Source organism: Janthinobacterium sp. GW822-FHT07A03 (genome assembly GCF_058798815.1).
Genome location: NZ_JBXAKW010000001.1, coordinates 555,839 through 575,373, shown reverse-complemented (window position 1 = coordinate 575,373; position 19,535 = coordinate 555,839). Strand labels below are relative to the sequence as shown.

The window sequence follows — 19,535 nt, the reverse complement described above, 5'->3', positions numbered from 1 at the left end:
AATCCTTCAGGCAAAGGTATCCGTGAACATGGCGCAGGCCGAGCGCAGCGACAGCTGCTCCTGCTGCAGGCAGGCGGAAAACCGGCGCAGCGCCGCATCGCGTCCCAGCTGCTCCTCGACCCAGTCGAGCTGGTCGAACACGATCAGCCGTTCGCTGCCGGCCTGCGGATCGATCAGCGCGCGCAAGCCATGCGGGTCGGCGCCGCAAAAACCGATCACCAGCACGGGCGCCTCGTCGAGGTGGGAAAAGAACAGCGCCAGTTCGAAATCGGCCTGGCGCAGGAAAGGCGCGATCAGGTGCAGCCAGAAGCTGGCCACCAGCTCGCGCAGCGGCGCCTCTTGCGGCAGCGGCAGCACCAGGCTTTTCTCCAGGCGCGGCAAGCCGCTCCGGCGCACCGGCTGCAGCAGCAGGCCCAGGCCCAGCAGCAATTCGCGCACCGTCACGGGGAACGCGGGCGAAGCGAGCAGCGTTTGCAAGCCATGCACGGTCCGCGCCTGCAAAAAGGCGGCCAGCCGCGCCGCGTGGCACGGTGCGGCCGGTTCCACTTCCACCACGTTGCCGGCCAGCGCCAGCAGCGCCGGCCCCGGTTCGGCGCTGGCCACGATGCCCTGCGACAGCTGCTCCACGCGCTGCCACAGGGGCGCCAGCGCCAGCGGGCTGCAGCCGACAAAGGCTTCGGCGTCGTCGACTTCCAGCGCGCCCATGGCCATGAAGGGAAAGCGCCGCAGCGACTGGTCATTGCTCGCTTCCAGGCGCCCGGCGATGGCGCGCCGGCTGCGCGTGCCGACGAAGGCAAAGCGCAGCGGCGGCAAGGCGTCGTAATTGAGCTTCCAGCGCGGCTCCACCGTCAGCGCAGTCATGACCTGCGCCAGCCAGTCGTCGAGCAGCTGCACCAGCGCGTGGTTATCGCAAGCCTTGATGAAGTCGCCCCGCGCGGGGATCTTGCCGAAGTAGCCGAGGCGCACCTGCTGTTGCGCGCGCATCATGGCGACACTCCCGCTGCAGCGACGGCAACGGCGGCAATGGCCGGCGCGGGTGCGGCAGCACCGACGATGGTCTCGGGCAGCTGCATGCCGCGCAAGCCCTGCTCCTGCACCGCCGCAGTCCCGCCCGCACCCGTCGCCGTCGTTTCGGCGCTGCTGGTGATTTTCAGGTCGACCGCCACGGCCACCTCGCCGCGCGTCCAGCGCAGTTCGAACACGCCGCCGTCCTTGCGCTTCTTGGCCGCCGCATCGATCATGCGCTTCAAGCCGAACTGTCCCGGCTCGTTGAACAGTTCCACCGTGCGCCCGTCGAAGGTGACGGCCGTGATGCGCGCCCCCTGCATGCCCGCCGCGCCCTGCGGGCCCGGATGCACCATGTTCGTCCACTGCGCCGGCGTGTTGCGGTAGCGCAACTGCTGGCCGTCGATCTCCACCGTGTATTCCAGCGTTCCCGGCGCGGGCGACGGCTGGATCTGGAACACGGTTTGCGCCGCCGTCGAGGTAGCCGCCACGCCGCCCGCGCCCAGCGGCGCGATCCAGCCGGGGAAACGCGCCACCACCTGCGGCGACAGGCTGATACCCATGTCGGCCCAGGTGCGCGGCGCCAGCACGTCGCCGCGCCGCACCACCAGCGGGGCCATGGAAGTGGTGACGAATTTCGCCACCAGGCCTTCCGGGCCGAAGAACTGGCCGATCTCCAGGTTGCTCGCCTCGATGCGCGCCGTGGGCGCAAACGGATATTTGTTGGCCAGCGATTTCTGAAACGGCTCATACACCTGCGCCGCCCAGGTCTTGTTGATATCGAGTTCGGCCGGCGCGACGATGACGGCAAAGGTCTGCATCAGCGGGCGCACGAGGATGGGGCGTATCGCCTGCTTTTGCGCGTCGCTCATCCCCGTGAGCAGCTGCTCGTCGACCAGTTTCAGAGCGTCGGCCAGTTCGGAACCGCTGCCTTCCAAGGTCTGCTGCATGAACTGGCGCGCGCCCGGCCCCGCGTCGCCCTGGTTCTTCAGCAGGTTCAAGCGGCTGCGCAGTTTCGACAGCGCTTCCAGGTAGGCGCGCATCAGCGAGGCATTGTTGTCCCTGGCCGCCACCAGCTTGCCCACGCCGGCAAATTCGCGCCCCACGGGACCCATGGGTTTATCCAGGCGCGCCGGGTCGAGCTGCGCGTTGATGCCGGGACTGGCCGTCAGCTGCGACGGCGCGCGGCGCAGCACCGTTTCCTTGAACCAGGCGATGATGCCCCGCTCGGCCTGGCGCAATTGGGCATTTTGCAGCGCCGGGTTGTCCCACGAGGTTTCCTCATAAATGGTCGTCAGCAGCTTGGCGATGGGCGACGATTGCGGGTCGCCCAGGCGGTTCATCGCCTGCACGGCGCCGTCAAAACCTTTCAGGTCGGCGACGGCCACGCCCTGCACGAATTTCTGCCACTCGCGCGCGTAGTCGGCCTTGTACATGGCCACGAGGTTTTTCTCGATCTGCTCCGGACTGCCTTCCAGGGTCAGGTCGTCGGTCGAGGCGCTTTTCAGCACCCAGTCGGCGCTTTGCAGTTCGCGGTTGGCGGCGTCGCGAAACGCGCCCTCGACGAACTTTTCCCACGCCTGGCGCGTAAAGGCGCCGGAGATGGCGTAGCTGCCCGCCAGCAGCGTTTGATCCTGTTCGCCGACGATGCGCGCCACCGTCATGCCGGGAAAGCGCGTCGAGGCGCGCGCCTTGATGTCGGCATACACGCGCTCGCGCGCCGGCATGCCGCGCACCACGCGGCGCAGGTTTTCGCGCGCCTGGTCGACCAGCGCCAGCTTCTGTTCGATGCGCGGCCAGGACGGGTCGCCGATCTGCGCCAGGTAAAACGTCAGCAGCCGTTCGGCGCTGCGTATCATCTGCTCGCGCGGCATGGCGCCCCGGTTGCCCTCCAGCCAGCCGCGCCAGAAACGCGTCATCTGGTCGTTCAGGTGGCTGCTTTCCGCATGCGTCTTGTCGGCCAGCATCAGATAGGTTTTCAGCGCGTTGTAGGCATCTTCCACGTTCGTCGCGCTGGCCGCCTGGTATTGCACGCTGCGCGGCGCCGTAGTGGGTGACGCGGCGGCCGGCGTCTGCGGCGTGCGCGCCGTGGGCTGCAACTGGTCGGCGCTGGCGTTCATTTCGAACAGCAAGGCTTCCAGCGCGCCCGCCACGGGGGCCAGCATGACCTGGCGCGCGCCGGCGAAATATTCCTCGCGCAGCTTGCGCTCCAGTAAATCGCCCTGGTACAGGCCCAGGCGCAAGGACCACGGCCGTTGCGTGCGGTACGCTTCCAGCTGCTCGATGCGGTCCTGCAAGATCTCGAGCGCTTCCAGGCGCGACTGCAAGTCCAGGCGCTTCTCCTGCAGTTTCACCACCTTGTTTAAATCGGCCTCGACGTTGGCCACCAGTTGGCGGTTGCCCAGGTAGGACCAGCTCCAGCCGCCCAGGCAGGCGCCCAGCGACACGGTGGCGGCAAAGAACACGGCATATTTGAAGCGCAGCCTGGCGCGGTTGGCATAGTTGGCCACGAGGTGCTTGTCGGCAAAAATGACCTTGCGGAACAGCTCCAGCAGGAAATAGCCGTGCTGGCGCGCGCCCGATGGCGCAGCGGCCGGGGCCGGCGTGAAGGCCAGGTCGAAGCGGCGCGCCACCTGCTGCGAGGAGGCACTGACGGGCTCGCCCTCCTGCAGCGCGCTGGTGAAATAAAAGCCACGGAACACAGGCTGGAACTGGAACGGGTTTTCCTCGAACAGGGTGGCGATGAAAGCGCGCAAGGCCGGCTTGATGGCGGCAAATTCCAGCGGAAACGTAAACACGCCGGGCGCCATCGTCTTGCGTTGCCGGTGCGCCATGTTGGCCAGGCTCAGCTCCGTCAAGCCATCGTGCAATTCATCGAAACTCTGGTCGAAAAAACTCAGCAGGTCCGCCGTGGGCAGCTTGCGCTGGTACGGCATGGTGGCGCCCCAGACACGCTCGCGCTCGCTGCGTTCGGCATCGGCGAAAAACTCCGTGAAGCCGGCGATCAGGTCCGCCTTGGTAAACACGATGTACAGGGGCGCGAACACTTCCAGGCGCTCGATGACGTCCTGCACGCGCTTGCGCAGGCTGCGCGCCAGTTGCATGCCGACATCGGGGTCGCCCTTCAATTCGGCGATGCTGACGGCGATGAGGATGCCGTTGATAGGCGCCTTGCGCCGGTATTTTTTCAGCAGGTCGAGAAAGCCGAACCACTCGCCCCGGTGCTCGTCGACGACGGAGTAGCGCCCTGCCGTATCGAGCACGATGCCGTCCGTGGTGAAAAACCAGTCGCAGTTGCGCGTGCCGCCCACGCCTTGCACGACCTTGCCGTCGGCGAAAGGGAACTGCAGGCCCGAATGCAGGATGGCGCTGCTCTTGCCGGCGGCCGGATTGCCGATGATCATGTACCACGGCAATTCGTACAGGGCGGCGGCGCCCGACTTGAGACCCAGCTTGGACGTCTTGATGGTCTCGATGGCGGCCAGCATGCCCGTGCGCACGGCGTCGAGTTCGCCCTGCTGCGTGCTGCCGGCCGTCGAGGACGAGGCCGCCTGCGCGGCGGCGATCTCGGCCTCGTTGAGGATGGCCTGGCCCAGCGCCTGCGCATTGCGCCGCGCGCGGCGCCGGCGCCACAGCCACAGGCCCAGCCAGGTGAGAAAAGCCAGCAGCAGCAAGGCCAGCGCCCAGATCAGCGCCACTTCCAGCGCCTCGGCCCCCAGGTACAGTGTCACGGCCAGCGCCACGAAGCCGAAGATGGTCAGATTGCGGCTGTAGGTGAGGAAATGCCAGAGTCGTCGCAGCATGATGAGCCCAGAGTGAGGTCGCAAAGCAGGAGGAATGCCGCCGCGCAGCAAGGCGGATTCGGCCCATGCTGACAGCAATGCGCCAGGTCTTTGTTGACATATGACAAGTACCAGGCGCCAGCACGCGGCAGGCACCGGCACGCCATTGACGCTGCGCAAGCAAGCTTGCAGCAGCGAAAATCAGCCCGGTACGCGGCGCTAGAATGGCTGGCGCGGCTTACTTGCCCAGCACGCGCGGTTGCGGCAATTCCGTGTGGCCAAAATCCATCATGGTCCAGCGCCCGCCCCAGCGCAGGCCCACCGATTCGGCCGTCACGCCATATAAACGGTAGCCGCGCATGGCCCAGGCATTTTTTTCAGAAATGATGAGCTTTCCTTCATGCATGAATGCGCAATCGGCGGCCAGGCCGTACTGGTGATAGCTTTGAAACGCCCGGGCGTTGGTCACGTTCGGCCCGGCCGCCGCCAGCTGGTCCTGGCGTGCCGGGCTGCGGTAGCCCTCCAGCAAGACCATGTCGTAGCCATGCACGTCCTTCATGATCTTGAAGACCAGCAGCAGGCGCTGCGCGTAATCGTGGTCGAGCAATTGCCAGTTGCGGCTGGCCCCGCCCAGCAGCGGACGCAGCTGCGTCACCTCCGCCGTGGAAAACAGCAGCGGCGGCAAGGCCGGCGGCGGCACCAGCTGCTCGCCTTTCAGCAGGTCGCTGACCTGGTCATTGATCGCGTGTTGCTGATCGGCATAGCCGCGCAGGGCGATGCGGTCGCTGGACAGCCAGGCCAGCAGGGGCGGCACGATCACCAGCACGCTGCCTGCCAGGCTCAGCCAGCGATGCCGCCACAGCAGCCGCCAGGCGCGCGCCATGCCCGAGCCCGTGTGCCGCTGCACGCGCTGCCACTGCGCGCCGCCGCCCCGCTGCAGCCCCTGCGCGCGCCGCTGCATGCGCCAGCCCAGGTTGACGAGCGTATGCAGCACGATGGCGCGGCCGCCGGGAAACAGCAGCAGCCAGCAGGCAAAACAGGCGAGCAGGAAATACATCAGGACCAGGGCGACGAACATGGGGCGCTCCGTGACGGGAATCGGCGGGGCCGGGCAAGCAATTTCCCGGCGGTATCGCTAGATCGTAGGCGTCCGTGGTCCGCATGAGCACGGTTTACATCAAGGTCAGTCGAATTTGATCCACTGCGGAGGTGATATTTTGTCTTTACTGAAAACCGGGGCTGGCCAGACACGCGGTCCTGACCTGCTGAGCAAGGCCGGCGCGGCTGGCGCGCGCATCGAAGGCAAGGGCATCCTGTCGCAGCTCGAACACGGCGTCGCCGCACCCGCGGCCATGCCGGCCCTGCGCTGGCGCCCCGGCTGGCGGCACTGGGCGGCCGGCGCGCTGTGCCTGGCGGTACTGATCACGGCCGTGCTTGCCTACGACACGGAGGTCCTGCCCCTGCCCCTGCCGACAACCCCCGCCACGGCCATGACGGTGCCCGTGGTGCCAGCGCCAACGGTGTTGCCGCACGCGGCGCAGGCGGCCACCATCGTGAATATGGCGGGACCGCCCGTGCCTGCGGCGTCCGCCACTGCAGCAAGCGCAAACGCGCCGCGCCTGGCGCCGCCGCCCGCGCGCCTGGCGGCCGCCCGTCCACCGGGAGCGAAGCCGGCTGCCGCGCCCGGCGACAGCGACGTCGCCCTGCTGACGGCGATGGTCGCCCATGCGCACCGGCAGGAAGGCACGGTGCCGCCCGTGCGCGACGTCGTGCTGCGCCAGCAGGAGCAGGAAACGGAGGAGCTGTTGCGGCGCTGTCAGCAGCTGGGCCTGATCGAAGGCATGCTGTGCCGTTCGCGCATCTGCTCGGGCCGCTGGGACAGCGATCCCGCCTGCCATTGAGTGCCCGGGGGAAGCTCAGGCGCGTTCGGAGACTTCGATCAGGTTGCGGTCCGGGTCGCGCAGATAGATAGAACGGATGGGCCAGTTGGCGCCCGTGCGGGCCACCGGTCCTTCCTCGATGGCAATCCCCAGCGCCGCCAGGTGGGCGATGAAGACGTCGAGCGGCACGGCGGCGATGAAGCACAGGTCCAGCGCGCCGGGCGTGGGCAAGTCCGCCTTGGGCAGGAATTCCTTGCCGGCCTCATGCAGATTGATTTTTTGCGCGCCAAACTTGAAGGCGTGGCGGCCGGCGCCAAACGTTTCCAGCTGCATGCCCAGCACGCGCGTATAGAAATCGATACAGGCGCGCTTGTCGCGGGTGGTCAATACCAGGTGATCGAGGTGGTCTAGCATGGGTTTCTCGGGTGAGCGGCCGCGTCCATGCGGCCTTGCAAAAAGCCTTCCATCAGCGCCAGCAATGCCTGCGGCTGCTCCTGGTGCGGCGTATAGCCGCACTGCTCGACCATGGCGGGCATGGCGTTGAGGGCCTGCGCCACGATCGTATCGACCTGGGCCGCGCTGCCGTACTGGTCCTCGCTGCCCTGCACCACCAGCGCCGGACATTCGACGGAGGGCAGCAGGTACTCGATATTCCAGAACTGGAAACCATAGCTGAGCCAAGTCTCCGACCAGGCCTTGAAGATGGTTTCCGTCTTGTCGCCATGGTATTTCGCCAGCGCGCGCAGCTTGCCCGCGCCAAACGCCGCGTCGGCCACGCGGATGCCATCGAGCGTGATGCCTTCGACAAACACGTGCGCCGCTTCGGTGATGATGCCGCGCAAGCGCGGCGGCTGCTGCGCCGCATAGATCAGGGCGATGCTGCCGCCATCGGAGTGGCCGACGAGAAAATGGTCCTGCCCCGGCAGCAGTGCCGCGAGCACCTGCGGCAGCTCGCACAACGCGTAGTCGTGCAGGTAATGGAGCTGGCGGCGCGCCGCCAGCGGCGACGACTGTCCATAGCCGTGGCGGTCATACAGCAAGCCGCGGCAGCCCGTCGCCTGGCAGAGCTGCGCGGGGAAGTCTTTCCACATCGCACAACAGCCGAGGCCCTCGTGCAGGAATACCAGGCAGGGCTTGGCGGGATCGCCGTCGATCAGCTCGTAATAGATATCGGTTTCGGCACTCAGGTTCAGTATCGGCATGGGCTAGGCTCGCAACAGGTTGCGCATCGGCAGGTCGGCTGGGCCTATTGTGCCATTGTCCTGCGCGGCATGCGTGGCGTCCCCGTAAAAATAGCCAGCTGGAAAAGATCTCACCCCTTGCCTGCAAGGTGTTTGCGCCAGCACAAGTTCGCGCTGTTTTTCCAGCGGCGCCGCGCGCTTTTTGCCCGCGCGTTTGCCTAGAATGGCTTACTCCAACAGCATGGAGCAGGCGGCTACCTTATCAGCCAGGACGTGACACTGGCCGTCACGGCAACAGATAGGGCGTCTTGCCGCACGACGACAGGCGCGGCGTCCAAACTATCGATCAGGAGTACATCATGGAAATGAAAGTAGAACATCGCACCGGCAGCAACCTGGCACTGGAAGAAACCGATGCGCCGATGGAACAGGAAGGCCAAAGCGCCAAAGGCGCGGCCGCACAGGACTTGAACCTGAGCCCCGCCGCCTTCACCACCTACTACACGTGGACGGCCAATGGCGTGCATCCTTCTGTCAACTTCACCAATGCCAATGTGCACGCCAATTCGCGCGTATTTCTCAACATCAGCGAATATGGCGCGAATGCCCAGGACCGTTTCATTGGCGCCGCCCGCATGGCCGTATACAACATCGCGCCATATAACGGCGGCTTCCGGGCCTGGGTGGAAATCTCCTGGGGCAGCCCGCTCAAGGTGCGTTTCGACGTATTTGTCGATCCCTGATCCGGGACAAGCTGCGCATGCCCCTGCCACCAGCGGGCCGGCATCGTGCAGGCCGTTGATGCACTGACGGGATGGCAAGCATGGCTGAAAACCGTGCGCGCATGACAAAAGGGCCACGTGTTGCCACGTGGCCCTTTGTTACTGCTTGTTCTGGCTCCCCGACCTGGACTCGAACCAGGGACCTGCGGATTAACAGTCCGTCGCTCTACCAACTGAGCTATCAGGGAAAGGAGGCCGAATTATATACGTCAAAATTTCTCATGTCCAGTTGTTGCTGCATGCCGGCAAAAACAGGCCCTTGCGCCAGCAAGCTTGCGGGCTGCTGCTGCGCCCGTCTGCGCGCCGCCAGGCAAGCTAGTAGAATAGCCATGCCTTGCCGATATGGAAGGCACACAACGGCATGCCGGCAGCGGGGCGTCAACCACGCCGCCGCGCGGACATGCGCTTGCAAGGCTCAGCCTTGCCCCTGGCTGACTGCTCTCATCCGACATGACAGAATCAAGCGCATCCCTGGTGGACAAGCCCGGCAGCGGCGACAGTTCGGCGGAAATTGCCGAGCATATGGCGGCCGCCATCGTGGCGCGCCAATTACCGCCCGGCACGCGGCTGCGCGAAGAAGCGCTGTGCCGGCTGTATGGCGTCAGCCGCACCAAGATCCGCGCCGCCCTGCTCATACTCTCGAAAGACAAACTGATCCGTATGGTGCCCGACAAGGGCGCCTTCGTCAGCCAGCCCACCGAAGCGGAAGCGCGCGACATCTTCGCCGCGCGGCGCATCATCGAAGCGGCCCTGGCGCGCGCATTCGTCGCGCGGGCCAGACCCGCCGACTACCGGATGCTGGAGCGGCACCTGAAAGCGGAACGCCTTGCGCTGGCGCAAGCGACGCCGCTGCGCTCGCAACTGCTGGGCGACTTCCACGTCTTGCTGGCCGACATCGCCGGCAACGCCGTGCTGCGCGACATCGTGCGCGAACTGGTGGGACGCAGCTCGCTCATCACCATGCTGTACCAGTCGGGCCACGCCGCGGCCTGCTCGTGCGATGAACACGGCCGTTTTCTCGACGCGGCGCGCAGCGGTGACGCCGACCTGGCGGCGCGCCTGATGGTCGAGCACCTGGCGCACGTGGAAGCGGCCTTGCGCTTCGACGGCAGCGCCGGCGACGCCAAAAAAGACCTGGTGGCCGCGCTGCTGATGTAAGTCGCGCCCCAAAAAAAAGCCGCCCTGCTGGTGCCCGGGCGGCCTTTTTTTGGCAATTGCAGCGCCGGATGACCGGCGGCTGCCCTGCTCTGCCGGCTATTCGCCCAGGTAGATAAACTTGAACAGGAAGATGGCGGCGATGATGTAGGCCACCACGGACACTTGCTTGCCCTTGCCCGTCAACAGTTTCAATACCGCATAGGTGATGAAGCCGAAGGCCACGCCGCTGGCCACCGAATAGGTAAACGGCATCATCAGCGCCGTGATGGCGGCAGGAATGCTTTCCGTGCTGTCATCCCAGTCGATATACGTCAGTTCGCGCAGCATCAGGCACGCCACATACAGCAGCGCGGGCGCCGTCGCGTACGGCGGCACCGTGTGCGCCAGCGGGGCGAAGAACAGGCTGCCCAGGAACAGCAGCGCCACGGCCACGGCCGTCAAGCCCGTGCGGCCACCCGCTTGCACGCCGGCAGCGCTTTCCACGAAGGCCGTGGTGCTGGATGTGCCCAGGCAGGCGCCGGCGGCAATCGCCGTACTGTCGGCCAGCAAGGCCTTGTTCATGCGCTCCATCTTGCCGTCTTTCAACAAACCGGCACGGTTGGCCACGCCCATCAGGGTGCCCGTCGCATCGAACAATTCCACCAGGAAAAATACCAGCACCACGTTGACGATGCCGATCGACAGCGCGCCCATGATGTCGAGCTTGAACAGGGTCGGTTCGATGGCGGGCGGCGCCGAGACGATGCCGTTGAACTGGTTGCCGCCGAAGAAGAAGCTGGCGACGGTGATGGTGAGGATGCCGATCAGGATGGCGCCCGGCACTTTCAGGCGGTCCAGCGCGACGATGATGAAGAAACCGAGAATGGCCAGGATGGGCGCCGCCTGGTGCAAGTCGCCCAAAGCGATGATGGTGGCGGGGTTCGACACCACCACGCCGGCGCTTTTCAGCGAAATGATGGCCAGGAACAGGCCGATACCCACCGTGATGGCCGTGCGCAGCGCGGGCGGGATGCTGTTGATGATCATTTCGCGCACCTTGAACAGACTGACCAGGATGAACAGGCAGCCGGAAATGAAGACGGCGCCCAGCGCCACTTCCCAGCTCATGCCCATGCCCTTGACGACCGTGTACGAGAAATACGCATTCAGGCCCATGCCCGGCGCCAGCGCGATCGGATAGTTCGCGTACAGGCCCATGATCAGGGTGCCGATGGCGGCCGCCAGGCAGGTGGCGACAAACACGGAGTCTTTCGGCATGCCCGCGTCGCCGAGGATGGACGGGTTGACGAAGATGATGTAGGCCATCGTCAGGAACGTGGTCAGGCCGGCCAGCAGCTCCGTGCGCACATTGGTCCCGTTGTCCTTCAGTTTGAAATAGCGTTCCAGGAACTGCATGATTAACCCCTTGTTTTGGTAAAACCGCGCGCCTGGTCTTGGACTATGCGCATCTTTTTTTCTTGCAACAACTACTTGCTTGCTTACTTGATTACTTGATTACTTGCCTGGCGCGCCGGCCGGCTTGAAGGCCCACCAGCGGCTGCCCGCGAAATTCCAGACCAGCCCGATGCCCGTCGCCAGCACCTGCGCCAGCCAGTAATACCAGCCCAGCTGGTGCACCAGCAGCCACATCAGCCCCGTATTGATGCACCAGCCGATGCCCAGCAGGGTGAAATACTTGCTGGCCGCCTCGCCGTGCCCCTTGTCGCTTTTAAACGTGAAAAAGTAATTGAGAAGGTAGTTGACGACGGAACCCATGATGTAGCCGATGCCGGAAGCGGCGGCGGCGCTGATGCCGGCCCATTCCACGCCACCCCACAGCACGCTGTATTGCACGGCCGTGCCGGAAGCGCCGACGGCGGCGAAACGCAAGAATTGGTGATGCAGGGAATGGGACATTGTCAATTTTCAAATGAGGCGGAAACAATCGCCAGGATCGGGGCAGAATAAAAAATGGCTACGATTGCTCGTAACCATTTTTCAGCCTGCATTTTACTGCAAGTTGCGCCCAACGTTCATATTCGCCGCCGTTTCGACACTTATTCCTTGCCTTGACGGCGCCGGCGCAGCCACACAAACAGCGCGATCACCAGCAAGATACCCACGATGCCGCCCGGAAGCATGAACGGCTGCACGCGCGCCAGCAGCGGTTTTTCGCCGCCGCTGCGTGCCTGCGCCACGTAGGCGGGCGTCACCGACACGTCCGGGTTGCCATACTGTTTCAGCACGTAATTGGCGATCGAGGCGATCTGCTCGTCCGTCAAGGGCTGCACGTAGGAGCGCTGGTCGAAACGGGGCATGAACGCTTCGTGCTCTTCCCCTTCGATCTTGCGCTCGACGCCAAACAGGATGGCCGAGACCAGGTTGGCCGGCGTGTTGCCGCCCGTCGCCGTGTTGTTGAACAGGGCCGGGTAGCTTTGCCCCGTGCTGCCGGCGCCGCTGGCCGAATGGCAGCTGGCGCAATAGCCGGAAAACAGCACGGCGCCGCTATTCAAGGAATGGCGCTCGGTGGCACCGGTCATGCCGCGCAATACCGCTTCCTCGCTGGCGGCACTGCCATGGCTGAAGGCCGCCCTGGTCTGCCCCGGCGCGCGCACGGGCGGCACCGTGCGCAGCCACGCGACGATGGCGGCCACGTCATCGTCGCGCAAAAATTGCAGGCTGTTCTGGATGGCCTCGGCCATGCCGCCCGCCGCCTGTCCCTTGCCCTCCACGTGACCCGTCTTCAGGTAGGCCGTGAGTTCCGCATCCGTCCACGCGCCGATGCCGCTGACCTTGTCGGACGTGATGTTCGGCGCATGCCAGGAGCCGAGCGAGGCGCCCGCCAGGGTCTGGCTGCCGATTTCCGCCATCAGCGCGTTGCGCGGCGTATGGCAGGCGCTGCAGTGCGCCAGGCCTTCGGCCAGGTAGGCACCGCGGTTGATCTGCGCGCTCTTGCCTGGATCTGGCACAAAGCGTTTATTGTCGAGGAACAAAGTATTCCAGCCCAGCATCGACAGGCGCACATTGAACGGGAATGGCAGGGCCGTCTGGCGCGCCGGTTCATCGACGGGCTGGACGGCCTGCATGAAGTAGTAATACAGGTCGCCCACGTCCCCGTCCGTCAGCTGCGCGTAGCTGGTGTAGGGCATGGCCGGGTACAGATGGCTGCCATCGGCGCGCACGCCTTCGCGCAGGGCGCGCGCAAAGTCGCTTTCCGTGTAATGGCCGATGCCGCCTTTTTTCGATGGCGTGATATTCGTGGCATAAATCGTGCCCAGCGGGGAATCGATGGCGTAGCCGCCCGCATACGGCTTGCCGCCCGCTGCCGTATGGCAGGCCATGCAATCGGCCGCGATGGCCAGGTAGCGGCCCCGCTCCAGGCGTGCATCGGGCTTGGCGGCTGTGCTTGCGGCAGGCGCGGCCGGACGGTCCGGCGTCAGGGTGACGGGCGGCGCCGGCGGCACAGGTGGTAAAGCACGCGCGGCCAGCGGCAAGCCGGCCGCCAGGGTCAGGCCCAGCAAGAAACGGCGCATCATGCTGCCTCCCTTGCCAGGGTGCGGGCGATGTCGTCGGCCGCGCGCAAGCCGAGCGCGGCCATGCTGAGGGTGGTGTTGACGACGCTGGCCGACGGCATGGCGCCGCCGCCCGGCAGCCACAAATTGGCGTGGTCGTGGGCGCGGCAATTGCCGTCGACCACGGAGTCAAGACGGTTACTGCCCATGATGACGCCGCCCATGATGTGGTTGTTCGCGTTCAGGCTCTCGGTGATATGGAATTCCACGGCGCCGAACAGCTTGCCGATGTGTTCGAGCTGCGCATGCGCTGCCTTCGCGCCATCGCGCACGTAGTCGCCCACGTCGTAATAAATGTCGGGACAGGCCAGGCCCAGCGGGTCCTTGCGCGTCTTGCTCAAGGTCAAACGGTTGTGCGCTTCAGGCAGCGGTTCCAGGCTGATCGACAGGTCCACGCCGAACGCGGCGCGGCGGCGGATCTCGTCGTCGAGATCCTTGCCCACCAGGCCCAGCTTCAGGGATTGCTGCGTAGCAGGTCCGACCCTGGTGATATTGTTCAGGATCATCTTGTTGGCCGAATACTGCGCGCGGAAGGCGCCGTCGCGCGGGCCCACGAGGCAACTGCTTTGCGCGGGGCCACGGCCCGTCCAGATCGGCTCATTGGCGAGGAAGGTACAGTGGAAGCCCGAATGGTCCATCATGTTGCGGCCCACTTGATCCGAACTGTTGGCGATGCCGTTCGGATTGTTCCGGTTGGCCGCCAGGAGCAGCAAACGGGGCGTTTCGATGCCGTTACAGGCAATCACGAAGGCCTTGCCCGTCGCCATGTGCGACTGTTTATTGGCGTCATACCAGTGCACGGCCGTCACGCGGTTGTTCTGGTCCGTGTCGATACGGTAGACGACGGCCTCGGCCAGCACGCCCGCGCCTTTCAGCTCGGCCCGCTCCACGTGGTGGATGCCGTTGTACATGGCGCCAATCGGGCAGATCGGCTGGCAATTGTTGTTGCCGCAGCAGGTGGGACGGCCCTGCCACGGGCGCGTCGAACGGCCTTGCGGGATCGGCACGGAACGGTAGCCGTGCGGGTTGACCACTTCGGCGAAGCGCTTGTCGCCATAGCCCCAGGGCACCATGTCCATCGGATACGGCGCGCTGCGCTCGCTGGGCGACTGCAAGGCGGGATCGTTGGGGCCGGCCACGCCCATTTCCTGCTCGGCGCGGCAATAGTACGGTTCCAGTTCATCGTAAGAAATAGCCCAGTCGCGCCCGACGCCGTAATCGCTTTTCATGCGCATGTCGGACGGCAAGTGGCGCCAGCACGACGCCGCCCAGTGCCAGGTCGTGCCGCCCACCGTGCGCAGATAGCCCTGCTGGAAACTGCTGCCGCTGGGGCCGGACAATTCCACGTAGTTATTCTTCGGGAAATACAGGGGCGCGGGCGCGTTATCCGCCTGCGGATACAGACCCTGGAAGTCGGAGCCGACGCGGTTCTCGAACGGCATGTTGCGCCAGTTTTCCACGGCTTGCCCCCGCTCGATGCGCAGGCCCGCTTCCAGCATGATCACGGAATGGCCTTGCGCGGCCAGCTGGTCGGCCATCATGGCGCCGACGACACCCGTGCCGACGATGACGACATCGGCGACGACGTCGCCATTACTCTTGAATTGGGGGGATTTCATTTTGCTTGCTTGTCTTTCGGTTCGGGAGTGCCGGTAGTGGCCGGGGCCGGTACGGGTTTGGGCGCCACGGGCGCGGAGACGCCCACGGCCGGCGGCGCCTTCAGCCACCACAAGGGGCCGTAATTGCAATAGGTGGGCACGACCTGGCCATCGGCCACCGTGCGGTACATCAAGGCTTCCGCATACGCGACGACGATGGACTTCGTGCCCTGCGCCGCATTGCCGGCGACGGTGCCCGTGTACCAGGCGGCGACGATGGCCAGCGCCAACTCGCGCAAGCCGGCGTCCGCAGCGGTGGCGGCCGCCAGCAGCGCCTTGGCTTCCTGGCCCGTGACGAGCAGCGCGCCCAGCTGCGGCAAGCGCTCGGCAAAGCCGGGCACGTTGACGCGCATGGCTTGCTCGATGCGCGCCGCCGTCGCGGCGGACAGGTCGCGGTGGCCCGTGATCGTTTGCGACAAGCTGTAGAACAGCATGGTGGCGGGCGCCAAGCCGGGCGCCGCAGCGCTGGCCGGCGCCTGCATGGCGGCCGACAGGGGATTGCTCCAGAAACCGGCCTGCGCCAGCAAGGCGGCCAGGCCGATCAGGGCGTGGCGGCGGCTGATGCGGGGAAGGGATGAAACGGATGTTGCAAATGGTTGGCTGCCTGGATAGTTCATGAGACTCCCGCAAGACTTGTTGTTTTGTTGACTTCGATGATTGCGTTACATTGCGTTTGCGCATATGGAACCGGTTCCATATTATCCTACAGAAGTAAATTGTCTGCCAATGTAGTATTACTACTGAGGATTTTCCTTGTGCACTTCCGGCGTTTCGCTCAGGCAAAATGCCAATCCCGGCTGGCTCCCCAGCCGGTAATGGAAATCGAGCACGCTGCCGCCCGCCAGGGTCGGCTTGCCCGGCAAAGGCAATGGGAGGTTCAGGCTGCAATCGTGGTCGCCCAGGACGATGTCGCCATGCACGCGGATGCGCGTCAGCAATCGCGGCGCCTGCTGCAGCACCTCGGGCAGGCGGATGCTGGCGGCCGGCAAGCGGTCGCCCCGCCCGTCCTGTGTCTCCTGCCAGGCGCGCAAGGCGTCCGCATCGAGCGCAAATATGCGGCCCCAGTCCGTGCACGGCGCATCCGGCGCACGCCGGACCAGGCCCAGGTGCACGGTGACGGCTGCCGGCAGCAGCGCCGCCACAGGCGCCTGCGCGTGCAGATTGCGCAGGATGGCCACCTGCGGCTCCTTGCCCAGCGCCGTATTCATGGTTTCGCTGACGATCACGTCCGGCATGGCGCCGGCAGGAATGCGCCAGGCGGCCGCGTCGGCGCAAATGTATGCCGTCACATGGCTATCCAGGCCCAGGGCCGCAATCATGTCGCGCGCATACGCCAGGGTCTCGGCATGCACGTCGAGGATGGCAAACCGCACCTGGCTGGCGTCCAGCACGGCCATCACGGGCAAGGCCAGCAAGGCAAACGGGCCGCAGCCCGCATACAGCACGCGCACGGGCCGTCCGCCGCTCGCGTCCAGGCGCTCGCGCACGGCCAGCGCCAGCCCCTGGATGAAGGCGGCGCTGCGGTACGGCTCGCGCGCGCACAGTCCCGCCTGCACTGGCGAGATAGCCCAGCCGCTGGGCAGGAAGCTTTCGCCATCGCGCAAGCCGTCCGGCCCGTCCATGGACAAGCGCGAGTGGCGTTCCACCAGCTGGCGCAGCTGCACCGTGTCGCCGACCAGGCTGGCCAGCGAGCGCTGCGGATCGCACAGCGCGGCCGCGATGGCGGCCAGTTCCGCGCGTGCCGGATTCACGCGCGGCTCCACGGGCATGGCAAGATAAAGACAGAATACATGGCGGCTTCCTTGAAATGATTGCAAGTACGCGGAAAAATTGGCAGCATAGCAAATAAATAAACGTCTGCTGATTTGCCACCATCCGCCACCATCCGCAACGCCCTACCGGAGCACCGATGCACGCCATGCCGCATTCCGACCTCACCCTCGCCAGCCTGCCCGCCCCCTACCAGTTGCGCGCCCAGCGCGACGACGACGATGATTTTGCTGCCGCGCTGTACAGCTCCACGCGCGACGACCTGCGCCAGATGCCGGCCGATCCCGCCGTTATCGAACAGCTGATCGCCATGCAGCGCCGCATGCAAAGCCACGGCTATCGGCAAGCGTATCCGCACGCCGCGTATCTGGTGCTGCAGCAAGGCGACACCCCCATCGGCCGCCTGATCCTGGACCGCCAGGACCAGGTGCTGCACCTGGTCGACATCGCCATCCTGCCCGCCGCGCAAGGCCAGGGCGCCGGCAGCGCCGTGCTGCGCGGCCTGCAGGCGCAAGCGGGCGCGGAGCAGCGGGATATCCACCTTGCCGTCAATAAAAGCAACACCGCCGCGCGCGCGCTGTACCAGCGGCTGGGTTTTCGCCTGCGCGGGGAAAACGAGGTGCAGGAACAACTGGAATGGAGCGCGCCATAGTGCCGGCGCCGAATCCACCCAGCACCTGGCTGCAGCTGCCGCTGCACTTTGACGTGGCGCGCATGCAGCGCGACAGCGACCAGTTCGCCGCCGGCGAGTGGCTCAGCCATTTCAATACGGGCGCCTACGACCAGGGCTGGAGCTGCGTGCCGCTGCGCTCGCCCGGCGGGGCAGCCGGCCACATCATGCCCGTCGATGGCGCCGCCTATGCCGGCACGCCGCAACTGGCGCGCTGCCCCTGCCTGCGCGAGGTGCTCGCCAGCTTTGCCTGCGAGATCAACTCCGCGCGCCTGCTGGCGCTGGCGCCGGGCGCCCTCATCCGCGCGCACCGCGACGCCGGCACATCGCTGGCCGATGGCCTGATCCGCGTCCACATCCCCATCTACACCTCACCGCAAGTGCTGTTTACCATCGATGGCGAGACCGTGCATTTTACTGCCGGACACGCCTGGTACATGGACGCCAGCTGCCTGCACGCGGTGCACAACCAGGGAAGCGCGCCGCGCATCCACCTCGTGCTCGACTGCGTCAGCAACGGCTGGCTGGAAGCGCTGTTTGCCGCCGCCGGCTTCGTGCCGAAGGCGCGGCCCAAGTATGGTGACGCCAACATCCATGATGGCAATGTGCAAGCCATCATTGCCCAGCTGCGCGCCGTCCCGACGCCAGCCTCGCTGGCGCTGGCCAGCGAACTGGCGGCACGGGCCCGGGGAGCGGCGGCATGACAGCCATGTACGGCCTTGCCCAGCAGGAACAATATCTGGCCAGGGGAGAAGCGCTGGCCTGGCAGGCCGGCATGGCGATGCGGCACTGGTTTCCCGTGTACGCCGAACGCGATGCGCAAACGGGCGACGTATCCGTCTGCTGGCGCCATCTGGGGCAGCGGCGCTTCACCGACGCGTTCTTTGTCAACACGCTCAAGTCCCAGCAGCCGGACGAACGCCGCTTCTGCCGCACGCCCGCCTCGGCGCTGGCCAGCTTCGACGATTGCCTGGCGCCCGACGCCTTCATCTTCCACGTCTCGCGCTGCGGCTCAACCTTGCTGAGCCAGCTGCTGGCGTCGTTGCCGCAATGCATAGTCATGTCCGAGCCGCCCGTCGTCGACTCACTGCTGCGCCTGTATCACGACGGTGCGGACCCGGCCGCCGGCATCGCCCTGCTGCGCCAGGCCATCCTGGCCCTGGGCCAGCGCCGCACGGGCGAGGAGACGCATTTCCTCATCAAGTTCGATTGCTGGCACATCCACAGCCTGGACCTGCTGCGCCAGGCGTTTCCCGGCACGCCCTGCCTGTTCGTCTACCGCGAACCGCACGCCGTGCTGGCCTCGCACCAGCGCCAGCGCGGCCCGCAAATGGCGCCTGGCACGCTGCCCCCGGCCCAGCTGCCGCTGCCCGCGCACCAGCTGGCGCCGGGCGATCTCGATGGGTATACGGGCCTGGTGCTGGCCAGCCTGTTCGACGCCGCCCTGCCCCATGCAGCCGCCTGCCAATTGCAGTTAATCAACTACAGTCAATTGCCGGACATCCTGTTCAGCGACTTGCTGCCCCGCTTCGGCATCGCCCCCACAGCGACGCAGCGGCAAGCGATGCGTGCACGCGGCGGCGTGCACGCGAAATACGGCACGGCCTACCACGGCGACTCGCCAGTGTCCGCGGCACACGGCCTGGCCCCCATCGCCGCGCAGTTGCAACCGGCCTATCTGGCGCTGGAAGCGTTGCGCATGGGGCAATAGTCACAGCGCGGCGGCATTTTCCTCGCGCCACTTGCGCACCATCTCGCTGCTGATTTCGCGTTCGTAGCAAAGGGGGGCGTAACCGCCCTTCCTGCTCCATGCGCTGCGTCCCCCGCAAGCGCTGCCATTCCTGGCGGCATTGTAGGGACAGGGGCAGCGCCCAGGATAGGCGGCAATCGACTCGGCGATGATCTGCTGCTTGACCTTTGCTTCGGATGGCGGCTGGCGTCCTTGGCCGCCAGCAAGGGGCGCGTAGACGATGCCGGCGGCCAGCATCAGCACCAGGGCGCAAATATTCTTCATAGGGAGGCTTGTGTTCATCCGGAGGCAGCAAATGTGCCATGCAGTATGACAGATGCTTTTTGGCAAATCTGCGTGAAATGTCAC

Annotated in this window: 18 protein-coding genes and 1 tRNA gene; 6 read left to right on the top strand and 13 right to left on the bottom strand. The window is 65.7% G+C overall.

Going from position 1 to position 19,535, the window contains the following annotated elements; all coding sequences use genetic code 11:
• Window positions 1-6: 6 nt before the first annotated feature.
• From tagF to AC1RJW_RS02605, 3 genes are all read right to left on the bottom strand, one after another.
• On the bottom strand, window positions 7-987 hold the full coding sequence (tagF, locus tag AC1RJW_RS02615; RefSeq protein WP_493043206.1) for a type VI secretion system-associated protein TagF: 981 nt from the start codon (window positions 985-987) through the stop codon (window positions 7-9).
• The gene (gene tssM, locus AC1RJW_RS02610; RefSeq protein ID WP_493043203.1) at window positions 984-4,808 is read right to left on the bottom strand and encodes a type VI secretion system membrane subunit TssM; all 3,825 of its coding nucleotides are present in this window, start codon (window positions 4,806-4,808) and stop codon (window positions 984-986) included. The genes tagF and tssM overlap by 4 nt, the downstream gene beginning before the upstream one ends.
• A 217-nt stretch (window positions 4,809-5,025) precedes the next feature.
• Window positions 5,026-5,865, bottom strand: coding sequence for a M15 family metallopeptidase (locus tag AC1RJW_RS02605; protein ID WP_493043200.1), 840 nt, complete (start codon window positions 5,863-5,865; stop codon window positions 5,026-5,028).
• 139 nt (window positions 5,866-6,004) lie between these two features.
• On the opposite strand from AC1RJW_RS02605, the gene AC1RJW_RS02600 reads away from it, so the two are divergent.
• Window positions 6,005-6,688 carry a hypothetical protein gene (locus tag AC1RJW_RS02600; RefSeq protein WP_493043197.1) on the top strand — a complete coding sequence of 228 codons (684 nt, stop codon included), beginning with the start codon at window positions 6,005-6,007 and terminating at the stop codon, window positions 6,686-6,688.
• Between the two features lie 15 nt (window positions 6,689-6,703).
• Here AC1RJW_RS02600 and AC1RJW_RS02595 read toward each other — a convergent pair whose 3' ends face one another.
• Both AC1RJW_RS02595 and AC1RJW_RS02590 read right to left on the bottom strand, forming a co-directional pair.
• Window positions 6,704-7,081, bottom strand: a complete 378-nt coding sequence (locus AC1RJW_RS02595; protein WP_230505052.1) for a VOC family protein — start codon at window positions 7,079-7,081, stop codon at window positions 6,704-6,706.
• Window positions 7,075-7,869, bottom strand: a complete 795-nt coding sequence (locus AC1RJW_RS02590; RefSeq protein WP_493043196.1) for an alpha/beta fold hydrolase — start codon at window positions 7,867-7,869, stop codon at window positions 7,075-7,077. Before AC1RJW_RS02590 ends, AC1RJW_RS02595 begins: the two co-directional genes overlap by 7 nt.
• A gap of 338 nt (window positions 7,870-8,207) precedes the next feature.
• On the opposite strand from AC1RJW_RS02590, the gene AC1RJW_RS02585 reads away from it, so the two are divergent.
• Complete coding sequence (locus AC1RJW_RS02585; protein ID WP_493043195.1) at window positions 8,208-8,591, top strand: hypothetical protein; 384 nt, start codon at window positions 8,208-8,210, stop codon at window positions 8,589-8,591.
• A 151-nt stretch (window positions 8,592-8,742) separates the two neighbouring features.
• Here the strand turns inward: AC1RJW_RS02585 and AC1RJW_RS02580 are convergent.
• Window positions 8,743-8,818 (bottom strand) — tRNA-Asn (locus AC1RJW_RS02580).
• A 262-nt stretch (window positions 8,819-9,080) separates the two neighbouring features.
• On the opposite strand from AC1RJW_RS02580, the gene AC1RJW_RS02575 reads away from it, so the two are divergent.
• On the top strand, window positions 9,081-9,788 hold the full coding sequence (locus tag AC1RJW_RS02575) for a GntR family transcriptional regulator (protein ID WP_493043194.1): 708 nt from the start codon (window positions 9,081-9,083) through the stop codon (window positions 9,786-9,788).
• A gap of 96 nt (window positions 9,789-9,884) precedes the next feature.
• Here the strand turns inward: AC1RJW_RS02575 and AC1RJW_RS02570 are convergent, their stop codons facing one another.
• The 6 genes from AC1RJW_RS02570 to AC1RJW_RS02545 all read right to left on the bottom strand — a co-directional run bounded on the left by AC1RJW_RS02570 (window position 9,885) and on the right by AC1RJW_RS02545 (window position 16,748).
• On the bottom strand, window positions 9,885-11,183 hold the full coding sequence (locus AC1RJW_RS02570) for an NCS2 family permease (protein ID WP_493043192.1): 1,299 nt from the start codon (window positions 11,181-11,183) through the stop codon (window positions 9,885-9,887).
• Between the two features lie 99 nt (window positions 11,184-11,282).
• Complete coding sequence (locus tag AC1RJW_RS02565) at window positions 11,283-11,684, bottom strand: GtrA family protein (protein ID WP_493043190.1); 402 nt, start codon at window positions 11,682-11,684, stop codon at window positions 11,283-11,285.
• Window positions 11,685-11,824: 140 nt separating this feature from the next.
• Window positions 11,825-13,303, bottom strand: coding sequence for a c-type cytochrome (locus AC1RJW_RS02560; RefSeq protein WP_493043188.1), 1,479 nt, complete (start codon window positions 13,301-13,303; stop codon window positions 11,825-11,827).
• Window positions 13,300-14,958 (bottom strand): GMC family oxidoreductase, encoded by a 1,659-nt coding sequence (locus AC1RJW_RS02555; protein WP_493043185.1) that lies wholly within the window; start codon window positions 14,956-14,958, stop codon window positions 13,300-13,302. The genes AC1RJW_RS02560 and AC1RJW_RS02555 overlap by 4 nt, the downstream gene beginning before the upstream one ends.
• Entirely contained in the window at window positions 14,955-15,614 is a 660-nt protein-coding gene (locus AC1RJW_RS02550) for a sugar dehydrogenase complex small subunit (protein ID WP_493043183.1), read from the bottom strand. Before AC1RJW_RS02550 ends, AC1RJW_RS02555 begins: the two co-directional genes overlap by 4 nt.
• Window positions 15,615-15,734: 120 nt before the next feature.
• Window positions 15,735-16,748, bottom strand: a complete 1,014-nt coding sequence (locus AC1RJW_RS02545; protein ID WP_493043181.1) for an SAM-dependent methyltransferase — start codon at window positions 16,746-16,748, stop codon at window positions 15,735-15,737.
• A 158-nt stretch (window positions 16,749-16,906) separates the two neighbouring features.
• Here AC1RJW_RS02545 and AC1RJW_RS02540 point away from each other — a divergent pair, with 158 nt between their 5' ends.
• From AC1RJW_RS02540 to AC1RJW_RS02530, 3 genes are read left to right on the top strand one after another with little or no spacing between them, the layout of a single operon-like run.
• Entirely contained in the window at window positions 16,907-17,419 is a 513-nt protein-coding gene (locus AC1RJW_RS02540; RefSeq protein WP_493043179.1) for a GNAT family N-acetyltransferase, read from the top strand.
• Window positions 17,404-18,141, top strand: a complete 738-nt coding sequence (locus AC1RJW_RS02535) for an aspartyl/asparaginyl beta-hydroxylase domain-containing protein (protein ID WP_493043178.1) — start codon at window positions 17,404-17,406, stop codon at window positions 18,139-18,141. Before AC1RJW_RS02540 ends, AC1RJW_RS02535 begins: the two co-directional genes overlap by 16 nt.
• Window positions 18,138-19,148, top strand: a complete 1,011-nt coding sequence (locus AC1RJW_RS02530) for a sulfotransferase (RefSeq protein ID WP_493043175.1) — start codon at window positions 18,138-18,140, stop codon at window positions 19,146-19,148. Before AC1RJW_RS02535 ends, AC1RJW_RS02530 begins: the two co-directional genes overlap by 4 nt.
• On the opposite strand, the gene AC1RJW_RS02525 is transcribed toward AC1RJW_RS02530, so the two are convergent.
• Entirely contained in the window at window positions 19,149-19,451 is a 303-nt protein-coding gene (locus AC1RJW_RS02525; protein ID WP_493043174.1) for a hypothetical protein, read from the bottom strand.
• Window positions 19,452-19,535 lie beyond the last annotated feature (84 nt).